19 protein-coding genes and 2 other annotated features (1 of these 21 cut by a window edge) are annotated in these 18410 nt (G+C 42.0%); all 19 genes read left to right on the top strand.

From position 1 onward, the window contains the following. Positions 1-160: a binding site (T-box leader), on the top strand; it begins 69 nt to the left of the window's first position. Positions 161-217: 57 nt separating this feature from the next. The 19 genes from cysE to rpsG all read left to right on the top strand — a co-directional run bounded on the left by cysE (position 218) and on the right by rpsG (position 18331). Then, positions 218-883, top strand: a complete 666-nt coding sequence (gene cysE / locus GFC28_RS12440) for a serine O-acetyltransferase (protein ID WP_044744082.1) — start codon at positions 218-220, stop codon at positions 881-883. Continuing rightward, entirely contained in the window at positions 864-2261 is a 1398-nt protein-coding gene (gene cysS / locus GFC28_RS12435; RefSeq protein ID WP_044744081.1) for a cysteine--tRNA ligase, read from the top strand. The genes cysE and cysS overlap by 20 nt, the downstream gene beginning before the upstream one ends. Positions 2262-2265: 4 nt before the next feature. Further along, positions 2266-2673 (top strand): Mini-ribonuclease 3, encoded by a 408-nt coding sequence (locus GFC28_RS12430; protein WP_231883396.1) that lies wholly within the window; start codon positions 2266-2268, stop codon positions 2671-2673. A 19-nt stretch (positions 2674-2692) separates the two neighbouring features. Continuing rightward, entirely contained in the window at positions 2693-3430 is a 738-nt protein-coding gene (gene rlmB, locus GFC28_RS12425; RefSeq protein WP_044744080.1) for a 23S rRNA (guanosine(2251)-2'-O)-methyltransferase RlmB, read from the top strand. A gap of 4 nt (positions 3431-3434) precedes the next feature. Further along, positions 3435-3944: an NYN domain-containing protein gene (locus tag GFC28_RS12420; protein ID WP_044744079.1), complete on the top strand. Its 510-nt coding sequence runs from the start codon at positions 3435-3437 to the stop codon at positions 3942-3944. A 68-nt stretch (positions 3945-4012) separates the two neighbouring features. Beyond that, positions 4013-4663, top strand: coding sequence for an RNA polymerase sporulation sigma factor SigH (sigH, locus tag GFC28_RS12415; RefSeq protein WP_044744078.1), 651 nt, complete (start codon positions 4013-4015; stop codon positions 4661-4663). A gap of 107 nt (positions 4664-4770) precedes the next feature. Next, complete coding sequence (gene rpmG / locus GFC28_RS18945) at positions 4771-4920, top strand: 50S ribosomal protein L33 (protein ID WP_080862215.1); 150 nt, start codon at positions 4771-4773, stop codon at positions 4918-4920. Between the two features lie 59 nt (positions 4921-4979). Beyond that, positions 4980-5162, top strand: coding sequence for a preprotein translocase subunit SecE (gene secE / locus GFC28_RS12410; RefSeq protein WP_044744077.1), 183 nt, complete (start codon positions 4980-4982; stop codon positions 5160-5162). Between the two features lie 128 nt (positions 5163-5290). Further along, positions 5291-5824: a transcription termination/antitermination protein NusG gene (gene nusG, locus GFC28_RS12405; protein WP_044744076.1), complete on the top strand. Its 534-nt coding sequence runs from the start codon at positions 5291-5293 to the stop codon at positions 5822-5824. A gap of 269 nt (positions 5825-6093) precedes the next feature. After that, positions 6094-6519 carry a 50S ribosomal protein L11 gene (gene rplK, locus GFC28_RS12400; RefSeq protein WP_027410223.1) on the top strand — a complete coding sequence of 142 codons (426 nt, stop codon included), beginning with the start codon at positions 6094-6096 and terminating at the stop codon, positions 6517-6519. Positions 6520-6630: 111 nt separating this feature from the next. Then, positions 6631-7332, top strand: a complete 702-nt coding sequence (gene rplA, locus GFC28_RS12395) for a 50S ribosomal protein L1 (protein ID WP_044744075.1) — start codon at positions 6631-6633, stop codon at positions 7330-7332. 50 nt (positions 7333-7382) lie between these two features. Then, positions 7383-7532: a sequence feature (ribosomal protein L10 leader region), on the top strand. A gap of 42 nt (positions 7533-7574) precedes the next feature. Further along, positions 7575-8075, top strand: coding sequence for a 50S ribosomal protein L10 (gene rplJ / locus GFC28_RS12390; protein WP_044744074.1), 501 nt, complete (start codon positions 7575-7577; stop codon positions 8073-8075). A gap of 68 nt (positions 8076-8143) precedes the next feature. Then, a complete protein-coding gene (gene rplL, locus GFC28_RS12385; RefSeq protein WP_044744073.1) occupies positions 8144-8512 on the top strand; it encodes a 50S ribosomal protein L7/L12 in 369 nt (122 codons plus the stop codon). A gap of 323 nt (positions 8513-8835) precedes the next feature. After that, complete coding sequence (locus GFC28_RS12380) at positions 8836-9438, top strand: class I SAM-dependent methyltransferase (RefSeq protein WP_044744072.1); 603 nt, start codon at positions 8836-8838, stop codon at positions 9436-9438. A 246-nt stretch (positions 9439-9684) separates the two neighbouring features. Next, positions 9685-13248: a DNA-directed RNA polymerase subunit beta gene (rpoB, locus tag GFC28_RS12375; RefSeq protein ID WP_044744071.1), complete on the top strand. Its 3564-nt coding sequence runs from the start codon at positions 9685-9687 to the stop codon at positions 13246-13248. Between the two features lie 52 nt (positions 13249-13300). Next, positions 13301-16897 carry a DNA-directed RNA polymerase subunit beta' gene (gene rpoC, locus GFC28_RS12370; RefSeq protein ID WP_044744070.1) on the top strand — a complete coding sequence of 1199 codons (3597 nt, stop codon included), beginning with the start codon at positions 13301-13303 and terminating at the stop codon, positions 16895-16897. Positions 16898-17033: 136 nt separating this feature from the next. Next, positions 17034-17282, top strand: a complete 249-nt coding sequence (locus GFC28_RS12365; RefSeq protein WP_044744069.1) for a 50S ribosomal protein L7ae-like protein — start codon at positions 17034-17036, stop codon at positions 17280-17282. Positions 17283-17384: 102 nt separating this feature from the next. After that, a complete protein-coding gene (rpsL, locus tag GFC28_RS12360; protein ID WP_044744068.1) occupies positions 17385-17807 on the top strand; it encodes a 30S ribosomal protein S12 in 423 nt (140 codons plus the stop codon). Between the two features lie 53 nt (positions 17808-17860). After that, complete coding sequence (gene rpsG / locus GFC28_RS12355; RefSeq protein ID WP_044744067.1) at positions 17861-18331, top strand: 30S ribosomal protein S7; 471 nt, start codon at positions 17861-17863, stop codon at positions 18329-18331. The last annotated feature ends 79 nt before the right edge of the window (positions 18332-18410 follow it).

The raw sequence follows: 18410 nt of genomic DNA, 5'->3' as shown, positions 1-18410 counted from the left end.
TTCATGCTTAATGCTTTTGAAATGCGCCTCGGAGCCTCCTTTCGAAGCAGAGATGCTCTGTAGTAGAATGGAGCGGATTCTCTTCCGTTATAAGAGCTGAGGGAGCCAAGCTTTTCATTTGGCTAAACAGAGTGGAACCGCGCGTCCGAGCGTCTCTGTGTTTGCAAACACAGAGACGCTTTTTATTATTCTGGAAGTCTGAGGAGGAGGGAGAGAGATGTTTAAAATCTTGAAAGAGGACATTGAAGTTGTGTTTGAACAAGATCCGGCAGCAAGAAGCTATTTAGAAGTTATTTTGACTTACTCAGGATTACATGCTATTTGGGCGCATCGCATTGCTCATGCTTTTTATAAACGGAAACTGTACTTTCTTGCAAGGCTGATTTCACAAATTAGTCGCTTTTTTACAGGCATTGAGATTCATCCAGGTGCAAAGATCGGTCGTCGCTTTTTTATCGACCATGGCATGGGTGTTGTGATTGGAGAAACATGTGAAATTGGCAATAATGTGACGGTATATCAAGGAGTGACATTGGGTGGGACAGGAAAAGAAAAAGGAAAGCGCCATCCGACCATTAAAGATAACTGTTTGATTGCAACAGGAGCTAAGGTGCTTGGTTCCATTACAATTGGAGAAAATTCAAAAATAGGAGCAGGATCGGTTGTTTTAAAAGATGTACCCCCGAACTCCACTGTTGTTGGTATTCCAGGGAAAGTCGTGGTGCATAATGGAGTCAGAGTGAACAAAGATTTAAACCATACGGATTTACCGGATCCTATTGCCGATCGTTTAAAAGAGCTAGAGAATCAGATTGAAAAGCTACAAATGGAAATTCAACAACTTAAAGAAGGGAAGGCACAAAATGAGCATTCAGCTTTATAACACATTGACACGAAAGAAAGAGAAATTTGAACCGATTGAACCAAATAAGGTAAAAATGTATGTCTGTGGTCCAACGGTGTACAACTATATTCATATTGGAAATGCGCGTCCAGCTATTGTATTTGATACCGTCCGCCGCTATTTAGAATTTCGCGGCTATGATGTGCAATATGTTTCGAACTTTACTGATGTTGATGATAAATTGATTAAGGCGGCTAAAGAATTAGGAGAAGATGTTCCAACGATTGCTGAACGTTTTATTGAGGCTTATTTTGCAGATGTATCCGCATTAGGCTGCCGAAAAGCCGATGTTCATCCGCGTGTAACCGAAAATATTGACATTATTATTGAATTTATTGAGCAGCTGATCGAAAAAGGATATGCTTATGAAGTAGATGGGGATGTTTATTATCAAACAAGAGCGTTTGCAGAATACGGAAAACTTTCACATCAATCGGTTGATGAGCTTCGAGCGGGGGCCCGTATTGAAATTGGAGAAAAGAAAAAAGATCCGCTTGATTTTGCTTTATGGAAAGCAGCGAAAGAGGGCGAAATCGCTTGGGATAGCCCTTGGGGAAAAGGACGGCCGGGCTGGCATATCGAATGCTCAGCGATGGCGCACAAATATTTAGGAGATACTATCGATATTCATGCAGGTGGCCAAGATTTAACATTTCCACATCACGAAAACGAGATTGCCCAGTCAGAAGCGTTGACAGGAAAGACATTTGCAAAATATTGGATGCATAATGGCTACATTAATATCAATAATGAAAAAATGTCTAAATCTCTCGGGAACTTTGTTCTTGTACACGATATCATTCAGCAAGTAGATCCGAAAGTATTGCGCTTTTTTATGCTATCTGTTCATTACCGTCATCCGATTAACTATAGTCAAGAGTTGTTAGAAAGCACAAAGAACGGATTGGAACGTTTAAAAACGTCCTACCTTAATTTAAAACATCGTCTTGCGAGCTGCAGCAATTTAACCGATAACGATGAGCAATGGTTAGATAAGATTAATGAATGCCGCAATGCTTTCATGACGGAGATGGATGATGATTTTAACACGGCAAATGCCATTGCTGTATTATTTGAGCTATCTAAACAGGCAAATTTATATTTGCTTGAAAAAAATACAGCTGAAAAAGTCATTTCTGCTTTCATACATGAGTTTGAAGAGCTATTAGGTGTATTGGGAATTTCTTTAACAGAGGATGAATTGCTCGATGACGAAGTCGAAGCATTGATCCAGAAGCGAAATGAAGCTAGAAAAAATCGCGATTTTGCCTTAGCTGATCAAATTAGGGATGAACTAAAAGCAAAAAATATTATTTTAGAAGATACGCCGCAAGGAACGAGATGGAAAAGAGGATAAGAGTGTGAAAGACTTTTTTGTAGATATAAAAGATGTAAAACAACTTAATGGTTTAGCTCTTGCTTATATCGGTGATGCTGTCTACGAATTGTATGTGCGGCATCGCCTCCTTGCCAAAGGAAGCGTTAAGCCAAATCAATTACACAAGCAAGCCATCCGGTATGTTTCTGCCAAAGCGCAGGCAAAAGTGGTATTGGCGTTACTAGAACAAGCGATCTTAACGGAGGAAGAGCAAGCGGTCTTGCGCAGAGGGAGAAATGCTAAATCAGCTACAATTCCTAAAAATACCGATGTTCAAACGTATCGATACAGTACAGCCTTTGAAGCGTTGATTGGGTATCATTTCTTAGGAAATAATGAGGAAAGACTGAAAGAGCTCATCCGTTATTCATTTGATATTATTGAAGGCTAAGAAAGGAAGACGTAAAGAAATGGACCTTATTATCGGAAAAAATCCTGTATTAGAAGCGTTAAAGTCGGAACGGGAAGTAAATAAAATTTGGATTGCCGAAGGGGCGCAGCGGGGAGCGATGCAATCGGTCATTGAGCTGGCTAAGCAGCAAAAAGTGATTGTGCAATATGTTCCGAAAAAAAAGCTGGATCAGATGGTTGATGGAAATCACCAAGGAGTTATTGCTCAAGTAGCTGCTTACCAATATTATGATATCGATGAATTATTTCATCGTGCGGCAGAAAAAAATGAACCTCCTTTCTTCTTGATGCTTGATGAGCTGGAAGACCCTCATAATTTAGGCTCTATTATGCGCACAGCCGATGCGGTCGGAGCACATGGCATTATTATCCCGAAGCGTCGTTCAGTTGGCTTAACCTCAACAGTGGCCAAAGCTTCCACAGGAGCGATTGAACATATTCCAGTTGCCCGTGTGACGAATTTAGCAAGAACGATTGATGAGCTAAAAGAACGGGGAATTTGGATTGTCGGCACGGATGCCAAAGCACAAGACGATTATCGCCAGCTGGATGGAACAATGCCTTTAGCCCTCGTAATTGGAAGTGAAGGGAAAGGAATTGGGAGGTTGATTTTGGAAAAATGTGACTTTTTAATTCGCCTTCCGATGAAGGGGAAGGTAACATCGCTAAACGCTTCAGTGGCAGCCAGTTTATTAATGTATGAGGTGTACCGTAAACGATATCCTTTAGGAGAATAACTCCATGGATATTCTCATTGTGGATGGCTACAACGTGATTGGTGCTTGGCCTGAGCTTCGCAAATTAAAAGAGCATGATCTTGCTTCAGCAAGAGATGTATTAATTTCTAAAATGGCTGAGTACCAAGGGTTTACTGGATATAAAGTGATCATTGTTTTTGATGCACACCTCGTACAAGGCGTTGAGAAAAAATATAGCAATTATCAAGTAGATGTTATTTTTACAAAAGAGAATGAAACAGCAGATGAGCGAATTGAAAAGCTTGCAAAGCAGCTAATTAATATTCGGACAAAAGTATATGTAGCGACCTCTGATTACACAGAACAATGGGCGATTTTTGGACAAGGTGCTTTGCGAAAGTCGGCTCGTGAGCTTTTGACCGAAATGGAATCAATTGAACAAGGAATTTCTAAAAAAGTAAAAGCCATTCACGAACAAAAACCAGTCTCAAAAATTCCTTTAACAGATGAAGTGGCAAGAATTTTCGAAAGATGGCGAAGAGGCGAAAAATGAGAGGTTGACGCTGTAAAATTTTGTACTGTATAATAATTTTATCGATTTGTGCGGTCGGAGGGATCGGCGTGGGCGAAGTCTTCAAAAGCAAAGATGAGAAAAAGTTGGAACAGTTTGAGGATGAAGTATTAGTCGAACGGGTGCACCAAGGAGACAGCGATGCCTTGGACTTTTTGATTCATAAGTATCAAAACTTTGTCCGAGCGAAAGCGCGTTCTTATTTTTTAGTTGGAGCAGATAAAGAGGACATTATTCAGGAGGGAATGATTGGCCTATATAAAGCGATTCGGGATTTTAAAGAGGACAAGCTTACTTCTTTTAAAGCCTTTGCGGAATTATGCATTACTCGGCAAATGATTACCGCAATCAAAACGGCCACAAGGCAAAAGCACATTCCGCTCAACTCATATGTTTCGCTTGATAAGCCTATTTATGATGATGAATCCGATCGAACACTGATGGATGTTATTTCCGGAACAAAAGCAACGGATCCAGAAGAGTTGATTATTAATCGTGAAGAAGTCGATGATATTGAAATTAAAATGGCCGAGCTGTTAAGTGACTTAGAGAGAAAGGTGCTTGTTCTATATTTAGATGGGCGGTCATATCAAGAAATTTCTGAAGAGCTTAACCGCCATGTTAAATCGATTGATAACGCTTTACAAAGAGTGAAGCGAAAGTTGGAAAGATATTTGGAATATCGCGAAATCAGTCTATAAATGAAAAGGGCATGCTGGGCAACAGGCTAAAGCACTATTTGTCATTGACATAAGAAAGATGGATATGTTAAATTTTTAAAGACATCTCGTAGAACGGTGGGAGGCATATGCGTAAAAAGGTGATATTAGCCTGCAGTCAATGCAATACCCGTAATTATTCAACGATGAAAAATACCGCAAATACTCAAGAGCGTCTAGATATCAAAAAGTTTTGCAAAACTTGCAATGAACATACCATTCACCGGGAAACGAAATAAGTTTTACGATCATGCCAATGACTGGCAAAGCAGCTCTAAGTTGTTGGAGGTTATTAATCATGCAACGTATTATCAATTTTTTTAATGAAGTCGCACGTGAGATGAAAAAAGTCAGTTGGCCGAAAAGAAAAGAGTTAGTCAATTATACCATTACCGTGTTAGCCACCGTTGCTTTCATGACCATTTTTTTTGCGGTTGTGGATCTAGGGATTTCTTCTTTAATTCGTTTTGTGCTTGAATAACTGGCGCTTTGTTATGGTATAATAAAAGATAATAAGGTAGAAATAAAAGGCCCGGAAACGGGTTTTTGTTTTGCTTATAAAACCTAATTGCTGTTTAAGGGGAGGGAAGGACGTTTAAGTCCCAGCCAATGGAGAAAAACTGGTATGTTATCCATACATATTCAGGCTATGAAAATAAAGTGAAGGCCAATCTGGAAAAACGTTTAGAATCGATGGGGATGCAGGATAAAATTTTTCGCGTTGTCGTTCCTGAAGAAGAAGAAACAGATATGAAAAACGGAAAGAAAAAAGTAACAAAGCGGAAGGTATTCCCTGGATATGTGTTGGTGGAAATGATTATGACGGATGACTCTTGGTATGTAGTGCGCAATACACCAGGAGTTACTGGATTTGTCGGATCAAGCGGAGCGGGGTCAAAGCCAACCCCTCTTCTTGAAGAAGAGGTTCACTTAATTTTAAAACGGATGGGCGTGCCGCTTAATGAGCTTGATTTTGATTATGAGCTAAAAGAAACGGTACAGGTTAAGGAAGGACCTTTTGCTAATTTCACAGGAACGATTGAAGAAATTGATATGGATCGGCGGAAGGTTAAAGTGCTTGTGAATATGTTTGGGCGTGAAACCCCAGTAGAGCTTGATTTTTCGCAAATTGAAAAAATATAATTGCTGAAACAACTTGCAATCAAAAAGGAAAAGTGATAATATTTTATAGTCAGTGTATCTCATGATACAGGCTGATCATATGAACTTTTTTATAATCCATGATAAATCAGTGGCATTTCCTATGCTTTAAGCATGATAGGAAATAGAAGGGCGCAAGGTTACGTCCTGCCTTACGAAAGAATAATGCAAATGCTGCATTATTCATAACCTTATATGAGTGGGAGGGAACGTCCCTAATACCACATCACGGACTTAAGGAGGTGTGTCTCGTGGCTAAAAAAGTAATCAAAGTTGTAAAGCTACAAATTCCTGCAGGTAAAGCGAATCCGGCACCACCAGTTGGTCCAGCTTTAGGTCAAGCTGGTGTAAACATTATGGGATTCTGTAAAGAATTCAATGCTCGTACAGCTGACCAAGCAGGTTTGATCATTCCTGTTGAAATTACGGTATACGAGGACCGTTCATTTACATTTATTACAAAAACTCCGCCTGCTGCTGTTTTGCTTAAAAAAGCGGCTGGCATTGAGTCAGGTTCTGGTGAGCCAAACCGTAATAAAGTAGCAACAATCAAGCGTGACAAAGTACGTGAGATTGCTGAAACAAAAATGCCAGATCTCAATGCTGCTAGCATTGAAGCAGCAATGCGTATGGTGGAAGGTACCGCACGCAGCATGGGAATTGTTATCGAAGACTAATCGTGTTATGGTATCTGGCTGCTGAAGGTTGCGAGTACAGAAATAATCTGTTTCGCAACCTTTATTCGTGGGAGGTTATTCCGCTAAAACCACAATAAGGAGGAAATTGAAATGGCTAAAAGAGGAAAAAAATATTTAGAAGCGGCGAAGCTTGTGGACCGCTATACAGCTTATTCTGTAACTGAAGCAATTGAATTAGTGAAGAAAACAAGTATTGCGAAATTTGATGCCACTGTAGAAGTTGCTTTCCGTTTAGGGGTTGACCCTAAAAAAGCGGATCAGCAAATTCGCGGGGCCGTTGTGTTGCCTCATGGAACAGGTAAAGTACAACGCGTGCTTGTATTTGCAAAAGGAGAAAAAGCAAAAGAAGCTGAAGCTGCGGGAGCAGATTATGTCGGCGATACAGAGTACATCAACAAAATCCAACAAGGATGGTTTGATTTTGACGTAATCGTAGCTACTCCTGATATGATGGGTGAAGTCGGTAAGCTAGGTCGTATCCTAGGACCTAAAGGATTAATGCCGAATCCAAAAACAGGAACAGTTACATTTGATGTAGCAAGAGCGGTAAAAGAAATCAAAGCTGGTAAAGTAGAGTACCGTGTTGATAAAGCTGGAAACATTCATGTGCCAATTGGCAAAATTTCGTTTGATAACGAAAAGCTAGTGGACAACTTCACAACAATTTACGAAACAATTTTAAAAGTGAAGCCTGCTGCTGCTAAAGGCACATATGTAAAAAATGTAACAGTAACTTCAACGATGGGACCTGGCATCAAAGTCGATCCTTCAACATTTGCTGTTGCAAAATAAGTGGCTGTTGACTTTCGGGCAGTCATTTAGTATCATAAAATTTGTCTGAAAAGAGAATATCATTTGTACCGTAGACAGTAGGTGCTCGGCATGAGCTTAATTTCCTACCGAGGTGTTTTGTTTATAGAAAGCAAAGTGCATCTTGTGGTGCTTTACAGTACCTCCATGTCTACGTGGCATGGAGGTTTTCTTATGAACGGTATAAGTGGTATTTCATCTTATCTTCTACAGGAGGTGTGAAAATGAGCAGCGCAATCGAACTCAAAAAACAAGTAGTCGCAGAAATCGCAGAGAAATTCCGCGCAAGCAAATCAACTATTATTGTAGACTATCGCGGTCTAAACGTAGCAGAAGTTACTGAACTTCGCAAACAGCTTCGCGAAGCTGGTATTGAGTTCAAAGTATACAAAAATACGTTAACTCGCCGTGCGCTTGCAGAAGTTGGTTTAGAAGGGTTAGATGAAGTACTTACTGGTCCAAATGCGATCGCGTTTAGTAACGAAGATGTAGTAGCTCCAGCCAAGCTTCTAAACGATTTTGCAAAAGCGCATGAAGCGTTGGAAATTAAAGCAGGAATTATTGAAGGCAACGTAGCTACAGTTGAAGAAGTGAAAGCACTTGCTAATCTTCCTTCTCGCGAAGGCTTGCTTTCTATGTTGCTTAGCGTTCTTCAAGCTCCTATCCGCAACTTCGCGCTTGTTACAAAAGCAGTTGCAGAGAAAAAAGAAGAACAAGGTGCTTAATCTTATAGTGGCTTAGCCCATTTGAAAAACAATGCTAAACATCTTGATATTAAGGGAGGAATATTACAATGACGAAAGAACAAATCATTGAAGCGGTTAAAAATATGACAGTTTTAGAATTAAACGATTTAGTAAAAGCAATTGAAGAAGAGTTCGGCGTAACTGCTGCTGCTCCTGTAGTAGTTGCTGGTGGCGGTGCTGCTGGTGGCGAAGCTGCTGCTGAAAAAACAGAATTCGATGTTATTCTTACAGATGGCGGCGCGCAAAAAATCAAAGTTATCAAAGTTGTGCGTGAACTTACTGGTCTTGGCTTAAAAGAAGCAAAAGACTTAGTTGACAACACTCCAAAGCCAGTTAAAGAAGGCGTTTCTAAAGAAGAAGCTGAAGAAATCAAAGCTAAACTTGAAGAAGCTGGCGCTAGCGTAGAAGTGAAGTAATTTCTCTTTTCTTTATGCGGAATGAAAAAGCTCGCTAATGATAGCGGGCTTTTTCATCTTTACAGCACTTATCGTATCAGTCAAATAAAATCGATTCACTTTGTTGTCCTTGTACGGCATCAATACAAAGATGAAATGGATGGTATGTGTAAAAAACTATGGTTGTCTGACCGTTGAAATCGGACGAAGCAGGATCATCCCCTGCTCACTTTGGGATTGATGTGGAGGCATCCGGCTATATATCTATATACATGGATTTTACAGCATATTCTGCTATCAAGTATGGAGAGAATGGTAAAAAGCCAATGAAAGGATGAGAATCATTGAGTGAACATTACTACTCCAAAGCTCCGTCTTCTTCAAGTGATCCACATACATGGAGTTACACACTTAGAGGAAATGATTTGCTCTTTACAACTGATCAAGGTGTTTTTTCTAAGCGTGAGGTGGATTTTGGCTCACGATTGCTCATTGAAACGTTTGAAGAGCCGTTGATTCAAGGGGACTTTTTGGATGTTGGCTGCGGCTACGGTCCGATTGGTTTAGCTTTAGCAAAATCTTTCCCTGAGCGCAAGGTGGAGATGGTTGACATTAATGAACGAGCGATTGCGTTAGCCCGCCAAAATCAGCAGCAAAATCAAATTCATAATGCCATCATCTATGAAAGCAATTTGTTTCAAGAGATCGGAATGAAAAAGTTCGCCGCCATTTTAACGAATCCCCCAATTCGTGCGGGAAAGCAGATCGTTCATTCGATTTTTGCAGAAAGTGTGGATCATCTCCTTTCTGGTGGAGAATTATGGATTGTGATTCAGAAGAAGCAAGGGGCTCCTTCCGCTCTTGAAAAACTCCAATCACTATTTCCAGAAGTAGAAGTAATAACAAAGAAAAAAGGATATTATATCATAAAGGCAAAAAAATATTGACAGTTTTTTTTAGCTATGATAGCATTATAAAATGCCAAATGTGTAACCTTATGTAGCTATCTATAATTCATATGTATAATTTTATTTCTAATGGGGAAAATTATAAAATCAATAAATAGGTGAAAATGTGGTTTTCTTGTTATAGAAACCATTTTTCTTTTGTCTGATAGTAAGGCAAAAAATGCCTTCATCAGCAAGGCAGCCTTCTACTTTTTTATCAACGCTTGAATTTGAGGGGTGAATCAGTTGACAGGTCAACTAGTTCAATATGGACGACACCGCCAACGAAGAAGTTACGCGCGTATTAGTGAGGTATTGGAATTACCAAACCTTATCGAAATTCAGACCTCCTCTTACCAATGGTTTCTTGATGAAGGTCTGAGAGAAATGTTCAAAGAAATTTCGCCAATTGAGGATTTTTCCGGAAATCTATCTCTTGAATTTATCGACTATAGCCTAGGAGAGCCGAAATACTCAGTCGAAGAGTCGAAAGAACGCGATGTTACATATGCGGCACCACTTCGCGTAAAAGTGCGCCTGATTAATAAAGAAACAGGCGAAGTAAAAGAGCAAGATGTTTTCATGGGCGATTTCCCTCTAATGACAGAGACGGGAACGTTTATTATTAACGGTGCCGAACGGGTCATTGTTTCGCAGCTTGTACGTTCTCCAAGCGTATATTATAGCGGAAAAGTAGATAAAAACGGCAAACGCGGATTCTCAGCCACTGTTATCCCAAACCGAGGCGCGTGGCTGGAGTATGAAACAGATGCAAAGGACGTTGTCTATGTTCGCATTGACCGTACTCGTAAACTGCCTGTCACCGTGCTTTTGCGTGCTCTTGGATTTGGATCCGATCAAGAGATTATCGATTTAATCGGTGAAAACGAGTATATTCGTAATACGCTTGAAAAAGATAATACAGAAAATACGGAGAAAGCGTTACTAGAAATTTACGAGCGCTTACGTCCTGGCGAGCCGCCGACAGTAGAAAACGCGAAAAGCTTGCTTATTTCTCGTTTTTTTGATCCAAAACGCTATGATTTAGCGAGCGTCGGCCGCTATAAAATTAACAAAAAACTTCATATCAAAAATAGACTTTTCAATCAACGGCTTGCTGAAACGCTCGTTCATCCGGAGACTGGTGAAATTATCGCTGAAAAAGGAACGATGATTGATCGCAGAACGCTTGATCGAATTCTACCTTATCTCGAAAACGGGATTGGCTTCCGGACATATAAACCATTCGGTGGTGTAGTAGATGAGGAGTTTACGCTTCAGTCCATTAAAATTTATGCACCGAATGATCCTGATGGTGAGCAAGTCATTAATGTCATTGGCAACGGATACATTGCTGAAGATGTCAAACACATTACGCCAAGCGATATTATTGCGTCCATTAGCTATTTCTTCAACCTTCTCCATGGAGTAGGTGACACGGATGATATCGATCATTTAGGAAACCGGCGCCTTCGTTCTGTAGGAGAGCTGTTGCAAAACCAATTCCGTATCGGTTTATCGCGCATGGAACGGGTAGTTCGCGAGCGCATGTCGATTCAGGACACAAATACGATCACACCTCAACAGCTTATTAATATTCGTCCAGTGATTGCTGCTATTAAGGAGTTCTTTGGCAGCTCACAGCTTTCACAATTTATGGATCAAACCAATCCGCTGGCTGAGCTGACTCATAAGCGCCGTTTATCCGCATTAGGACCAGGCGGTTTAACTCGCGAACGTGCGGGTATGGAAGTGCGTGACGTACACTATTCTCACTATGGACGCATGTGTCCGATTGAAACACCTGAGGGGCCAAACATCGGTTTAATTAACTCTTTATCTACGTATGCCAAAGTTAATAAATTTGGATTCATTGAAACACCTTATCGCCGTGTTGACCCTGAAACAGGAAAAATCACGGACCGCATCGACTATTTAACGGCTGACGAAGAAGATAACTATGTGGTAGCGCAGGCAAATGCCAGAATTGCTGAGGATGGAACATTCCTAGATGAAGATATTGTAGCGCGCTTCCGTGGTGAAAACATTGTCGTTAAACGCGATCGCGTCGACTATATGGACGTATCGCCGAAACAGGTCGTATCAGCGGCGACTGCGTGTATTCCATTCTTAGAAAATGACGATTCCAACCGGGCGTTGATGGGAGCAAACATGCAACGCCAAGCGGTGCCGTTATTGCAGCCGGAAGCACCAATTGTTGGTACAGGAATGGAATATGTATCAGCTAAAGATTCAGGTGCTGCTGTTATTTGTAAGCATCGTGGAATTGTTGAGCGGGTGGAAGCAAAAGAAATTTGGGTTCGCCGTTTGGTGGAAGTTGACGGGAAAGAGATAAAAGGCGATCTGGACAAATATCGTCTGCTTAAATTTGTTCGTTCCAACCAAGGAACATGCTATAATCAACGCCCAATTGTGAAAAAAGGCGATATTGTTGAAAAAGGAGAAATTCTCGCAGACGGACCATCAATGGAAAAAGGTGAACTGGCGCTCGGTCGCAACGTATTAGTTGCCTTTATGACATGGGATGGTTATAACTACGAAGACGCGATCATTATGAGCGAACGTCTTGTAAAAGAAGATGTATATACGTCTGTTCACATTGAAGAATATGAATCAGAATCTCGTGACACAAAATTGGGACCAGAGGAAATCACCCGCGATATTCCAAACGTTGGAGAAGACGCGTTGCGCAATCTAGATGAGCGCGGCATTGTGCGAATTGGCGCAGAAGTAAAAGACGGAGATTTGCTAGTAGGGAAGGTCACACCAAAAGGGGTGACAGAGCTGACAGCGGAAGAACGTCTGCTTCATGCTATCTTCGGAGAAAAAGCGCGTGAAGTGCGCGACACCTCGCTTCGTGTACCACACGGTGGCGGCGGGATCGTACTGGATGTCAAAGTCTTTAACCGAGAAGATGGGGATGAACTTCCTCCCGGCGTGAACCAGCTTGTGCGTGTATACATTGTTCAAAAACGGAAAATCTCTGCTGGAGATAAAATGGCTGGTCGTCACGGAAACAAAGGGGTTATCTCAAGAATTCTTCCGGAAGAAGATATGCCATTTTTACCAGATGGAACACCGGTGGATATCATGTTAAACCCATTGGGCGTTCCTTCACGCATGAACATTGGTCAGGTGCTTGAATTGCATTTGGGAATGGCTGCGAGAAAGCTTGGCCTTCATGTTGCTTCACCAGTATTCGATGGAGCTCGCGAAGAAGACGTTTGGGCCATTTTGGAGGAAGCTGGAATGGCACGTGATGCCAAAACGGTGCTTTATGATGGAAGAACTGGTGAGCCGTTCGATAATCGTGTCTCTGTCGGAATCATGTACATGATTAAACTTGCGCACATGGTTGACGATAAGCTCCATGCTCGTTCTACAGGTCCATACTCGCTTGTCACGCAACAGCCGCTTGGCGGTAAAGCTCAATTTGGCGGCCAGCGTTTTGGTGAGATGGAGGTTTGGGCTCTTGAGGCTTATGGTGCGGCATATACGCTACAAGAAATTTTGACTGTGAAGTCGGACGATGTAGTGGGTCGCGTAAAAACTTACGAAGCCATTGTCAAAGGTGAAAATGTTCCAGAACCAGGCGTTCCGGAATCATTTAAAGTTTTAATCAAAGAGCTTCAAAGCTTAGGAATGGATGTGACGATCCTTTCAAGTGACGAGAAAGAAATCAACATGGAAAACTTTGACGAAGATGATGATGTCCAACCAGCAGAAGCCATTGCCGTTGGAATAGAAGTGGAAAAAGAAGAAGAAAAAGATGCAGTGACAAAGGAATAAACCGATAAGGCAAAAAGGGTAAAACCTGGAGATTGAGAGGGAGGTAGGCCCCTTGCTAGATGTAAATAACTTTGAGTATATGAAAATCGGACTCGCTTCGCCGGAAAAAATTCGCTCTTGGTCCTATGGCGAAGTGAAAAAACCAGAAACGATTAACTATCGTACACTCAAGCCTGAAAAAGACGGGTTGTTCTGCGAGCGCATTTTTGGACCAACGAAAGACTGGGAATGCCATTGTGGAAAATATAAGCGCGTACGTTATAAAGGTGTTGTTTGCGATCGTTGTGGTGTAGAAGTTACTCGAGCGAAAGTTCGCCGTGAGCGTATGGGCCATATTGAACTGGCTGCCCCTGTTTCGCATATATGGTATTTTAAAGGGATTCCGAGCCGCATGGGACTTGTCCTAGACATGTCCCCGCGAGCTTTGGAAGAGGTCATTTATTTTGCCTCATATGTTGTTACAGATCCCGGAGATACACCGCTTGAGAAAAAGCAGCTTCTTTCCGAGAAGGAGTATCGTGCCTATCGTGAAAAATACGGAAGCTCATTCCAAGCATCAATGGGAGCAGAAGCCATTAAAAAGCTTTTACAGGATATTGATCTTGAAAAAGAAGTAGAAACATTAAAAGAAGAGCTAAAAACAGCGCAAGGACAACGGCGCGCTCGGGCGATTAAACGCTTAGAAGTGTTGGAAGCCTTCCGTAATTCCGGAAATGATCCAGCATGGATGGTGCTTGACGTACTTCCGGTTATTCCGCCTGAATTGCGCCCAATGGTTCAATTAGACGGTGGCCGTTTTGCGACTTCAGACTTAAATGATTTATATCGTCGTGTCATTAACCGGAACAATCGCTTGAAGCGTTTATTAGATCTGGGTGCGCCAAGCATCATTGTGCAAAACGAAAAAAGGATGCTTCAAGAAGCGGTGGATGCGTTAATTGACAATGGACGCCGTGGCCGTCCGGTAACAGGGCCAGGAAACCGTCCGCTTAAATCTTTATCGCATATGCTAAAAGGTAAACAAGGGCGTTTCCGCCAAAACTTACTTGGTAAACGCGTGGACTATTCTGGCCGCTCTGTAATCGTCGTCGGCCCGAACTTAAAAATGTATCAATGCGGTTTGCCAAAAGAAATGGCGCTGGAGCTCTTCAAGCCATTTGTTATGAAAGAGCTGGTTGAGCGTGGTTTGGCTCATAATATTAAAAGCGCGAAACGGAAAATCGAGCGTGTGCACCCGGAAGTTTGGGATGTATTGGAGTCTGTCATTAAAGAACATCCAGTGCTTTTAAACCGTGCTCCAACTTTGCATAGACTTGGAATTCAAGCGTTTGAACCAACGCTTGTTGAAGGACGGGCAATTCGTCTGCATCCGCTTGTATGTACAGCCTATAATGCGGACTTTGACGGAGACCAAATGGCTGTACACGTTCCGTTATCAGCAGAAGCACAAGCGGAAGCGCGTTTGCTTATGCTGGCGGCCCAGAACATTTTGAACCCGAAAGATGGAAAACCAGTTGTTACTCCTTCACAGGATATGGTATTAGGAAACTATTACTTGACGATGGAACGTGAGGGTGCGGTCGGTGAAGGAATGATCTTCAAAGATACAGATGAGGCGTTGCTCGCTTACCATAGTGGCTACGTGCATTTGCACACTCGAATTGCCATCCATGCGGGTTCGTTAAAAAATGAAACGTTCACAGAAGAGCAAAATCAGAAGTTGCTCATTACAACAGTCGGTAAGTTGATCTTTAACGAAATTCTGCCGAAGTCTTTCCCGTATATTAACGAGCCGACACAGGAAAATATTGAAGAAAGAACGCCGGATAAATACTTCCTTGATAAAGGCGTAAACGTAAAAGAAGAAATCCGCAAGCGCGAGCTTGTGCCTCCATTTAAAAAGAAAATACTCGGTAATATTATTGCTGAAGTATTTAAACGGTTCAAAATTACGGAAACATCTAAAATGTTAGACCGGATGAAAGATCTTGGATTTAAGTATTCGACAAAAGCTGGTATCACTATTGGTGTAGCCGATATCGTCGTATTGCCGGAAAAGCAAGAAATCCTTCAAGAAGCGCAAACGAAAGTAGATACAGTGCTAAAGCAGTTTAGACGCGGTTTAATTACAGATGAAGAGCGTTATGAACGTGTCATTTCCGTGTGGAGCGCTGCGAAAGATAAAATTCAAAGCAAGCTGATGGAGTCCTTAGATAAGCGTAACCCGATCTTTATGATGAGCGATTCTGGAGCGCGTGGTAACGCCTCTAACTTTACACAGCTTGCAGGTATGCGCGGATTGATGGCGAACCCGGCGGGACGCATTATCGAATTGCCGATTAAATCATCCTTCCGTGAAGGTTTAACAGTATTGGAGTACTTTATTTCCACACACGGTGCGCGTAAAGGACTTGCTGATACAGCATTAAAAACAGCGGATTCTGGTTATTTAACACGCCGACTTGTCGACGTTGCCCAAGATGTCATTGTTCGTGAAGATGATTGCGGTACAGACCGTGGTATGCTTGTGAAATCACTAACTGATGGAACAGAAGTGATTGTGAAGCTAGAGGAGCGTCTAGTAGGACGCTATGCGCGGAAAACAGTGAAGCATCCAGAAACAGGAGAAATTCTAGTAAAAGAGAACGAAATGATCACAGAGGATATTGCTAACGCTATTATTAAAGCCGGCATTGATCAAGTATGGATTCGTTCTGCTTTTACATGCAACACTCGCCATGGAGTATGTAAAAAATGTTATGGCCGCAACCTTGCTACTGGTGCAGAAGTAGAAGTAGGAGAAGCAGTTGGTATTATCGCTGCCCAATCCATCGGTGAACCTGGTACACAGCTAACGATGCGTACATTCCACACAGGTGGGGTAGCAGGAGACGATATTACACAAGGTTTGCCTCGGGTTCAGGAGCTATTTGAAGCGCGTAATCCGAAGGGGCAAGCGGTCATCTCTGAAATTGATGGTGTCGTCGTTGCTATTAATGAAACGAGAGACCGTCAACAAGAAATCGTCGTAAAAGGCGAGGTTGAGACACGGACATATACAGCTCCATACAACGCAAGATTAAAAGTTCAAGAAGGAAAGCAAGTTGAGAGAGGTCAAGAGTTGACAGAAGGATCGATTGATCCGAAGGAGCTCCTCAAAGTAAAAGACATCACGGCTGTTCAAGAGTACTTATTGCGTGAAGTGCAAAAAGTATACCGGATGCAAGGGGTAGAAATTAGCGATAAGCATATTGAAGTGATGGTGCGACAAATGCTTCGCAAAGTTCGAGTCATTGACGCTGGAGACACAGATGTACTCCCAGGTACCTTGCTTGATGTTCATCAATTTACAGATGCGAATATGCAGGTTCTGCTTGAAGGAAAACGTCCAGCTACGGCTCGTCCGGTGCTTCTTGGTATTACAAAAGCGTCACTCGAAACAGATTCGTTCTTATCCGCTGCTTCATTCCAAGAAACGACGCGTGTGTTAACGGATGCAGCTATCAAAGGTAAGCGCGATGAATTGCTGGGTTTAAAAGAAAATGTGATCATCGGTAAGCTTGTGCCAGCCGGAACGGGAATGGCGCGTTATCGAAAAATCAAGCCTGCGGTTAAACAGCATCAGGATGAACAAGTAACAACCAAGTAAATCATGATTTATGGAGTTACCGGCAGGTAAGACCTGCCGGTAACAAATTCATCAAATAAGAGTTGACAATGTCATGTAGAACATGTTAATGTAATAAAGGTGTTCCGAAAACCTGTTGCTTTGGAGGATATGGCATATGTCTTATGAAAAAGTATTACAGGCTCAACAAGTGTTAGTGGGAACAAAGCAAACAATGCGCGCCCTAAAAGAAGGAAGCGTACAGGAAGTAGTGGTTGCCGAGGATGCTGATCCAGCCATTACCACTAAAATTATGGAAGCAGCAAACAAGGCAGGCGTCCCTGTAACAAAGGTAGATTCGATGAAGAAGCTTGGGGAAGCGTGTAAAATCCAAGTAAGGGCAGCAGCTGTTGCGATTATTCGTTAAAACTGTTTTTGTGGATTTTCTACAAAAACTTTGTTTTTGCATAAATAATGAGCCACCTGGATGTGTGGACTTGAACTTATGTGTGAAGGGAGGATTTTTATTATGCCTACAATTAACCAATTAGTACGCAAAGGCCGTACGAAAAAAGTTGTGAAATCTAAATCCCCTGCTTTAAATAAAGGGTATAACAGCTTCAAAAAAGTACAAACGAACGTTGCTTCTCCGCAAAAACGCGGTGTATGTACACGTGTAGGTACAATGACGCCGAAGAAGCCAAACTCAGCGCTTCGTAAATATGCCCGTGTGCGTTTATCAAACGGAATCGAGGTAACAGCATACATTCCGGGTATCGGCCACAACCTACAAGAGCACAGCGTTGTATTAATTCGCGGTGGCCGTGTTAAAGACTTGCCGGGTGTGCGCTATCACATCGTTCGCGGTGCATTAGATACTGCAGGTGTGGCTAACCGTATGCAAGGCCGTTCTAAATACGGTGCTAAGAAACCAAAAGCTGCTAAAAAATAATAGATGATGACAATTGAAAAAATAGGATTTTTTTCTTGAAAGGAGGAAAAACTATGCCACGTAAAGGTTCGGTTGCGAAAAGAGATGTACTACCAGATCCAATTTACAATTCGAAACTCGTAACACGCCTCATCAACAAAATCATGATTGATGGTAAAAAAGGAAAGGCGCAAAAAATTCTTTACACATCGTTCGATATTATTCGTGAACGCACTGGCAAAGATCCGATGGAAGTATTTGAACAAGCATTAAAAAATGTAATGCCTGTTCTTGAGGTGCGTGCACGTCGCGTTGGTGGTGCGAACTACCAAGTTCCAGTAGAGGTTCGTCCTGACCGCCGCACAACATTAGGTCTTCGTTGGTTAGTAAACTACGCTCGTCTTCGTGGTGAGAAAACGATGGAAGAGCGTTTAGCAAACGAAATTTTAGATGCTGCAAACAATACAGGAGCATCTGTGAAAAAACGCGAAGATACTCACAAAATGGCAGAGGCAAACAGAGCATTTGCTCACTATCGCTGGTAATCGTATTGCCTTAATGAAACGATGGATCTTTTATGTCCAATGAGGAAAATAGGTGAAGACGATCAGGTGTTGACCCTGT

This window comes from Anoxybacillus sp. B2M1, from assembly GCF_001634265.1.
Classification (GTDB): domain Bacteria; phylum Bacillota; class Bacilli; order Bacillales; family Anoxybacillaceae; genus Anoxybacteroides; species Anoxybacteroides rupiense.
This window is presented reverse-complemented; position numbering and strand designations above follow the sequence as displayed.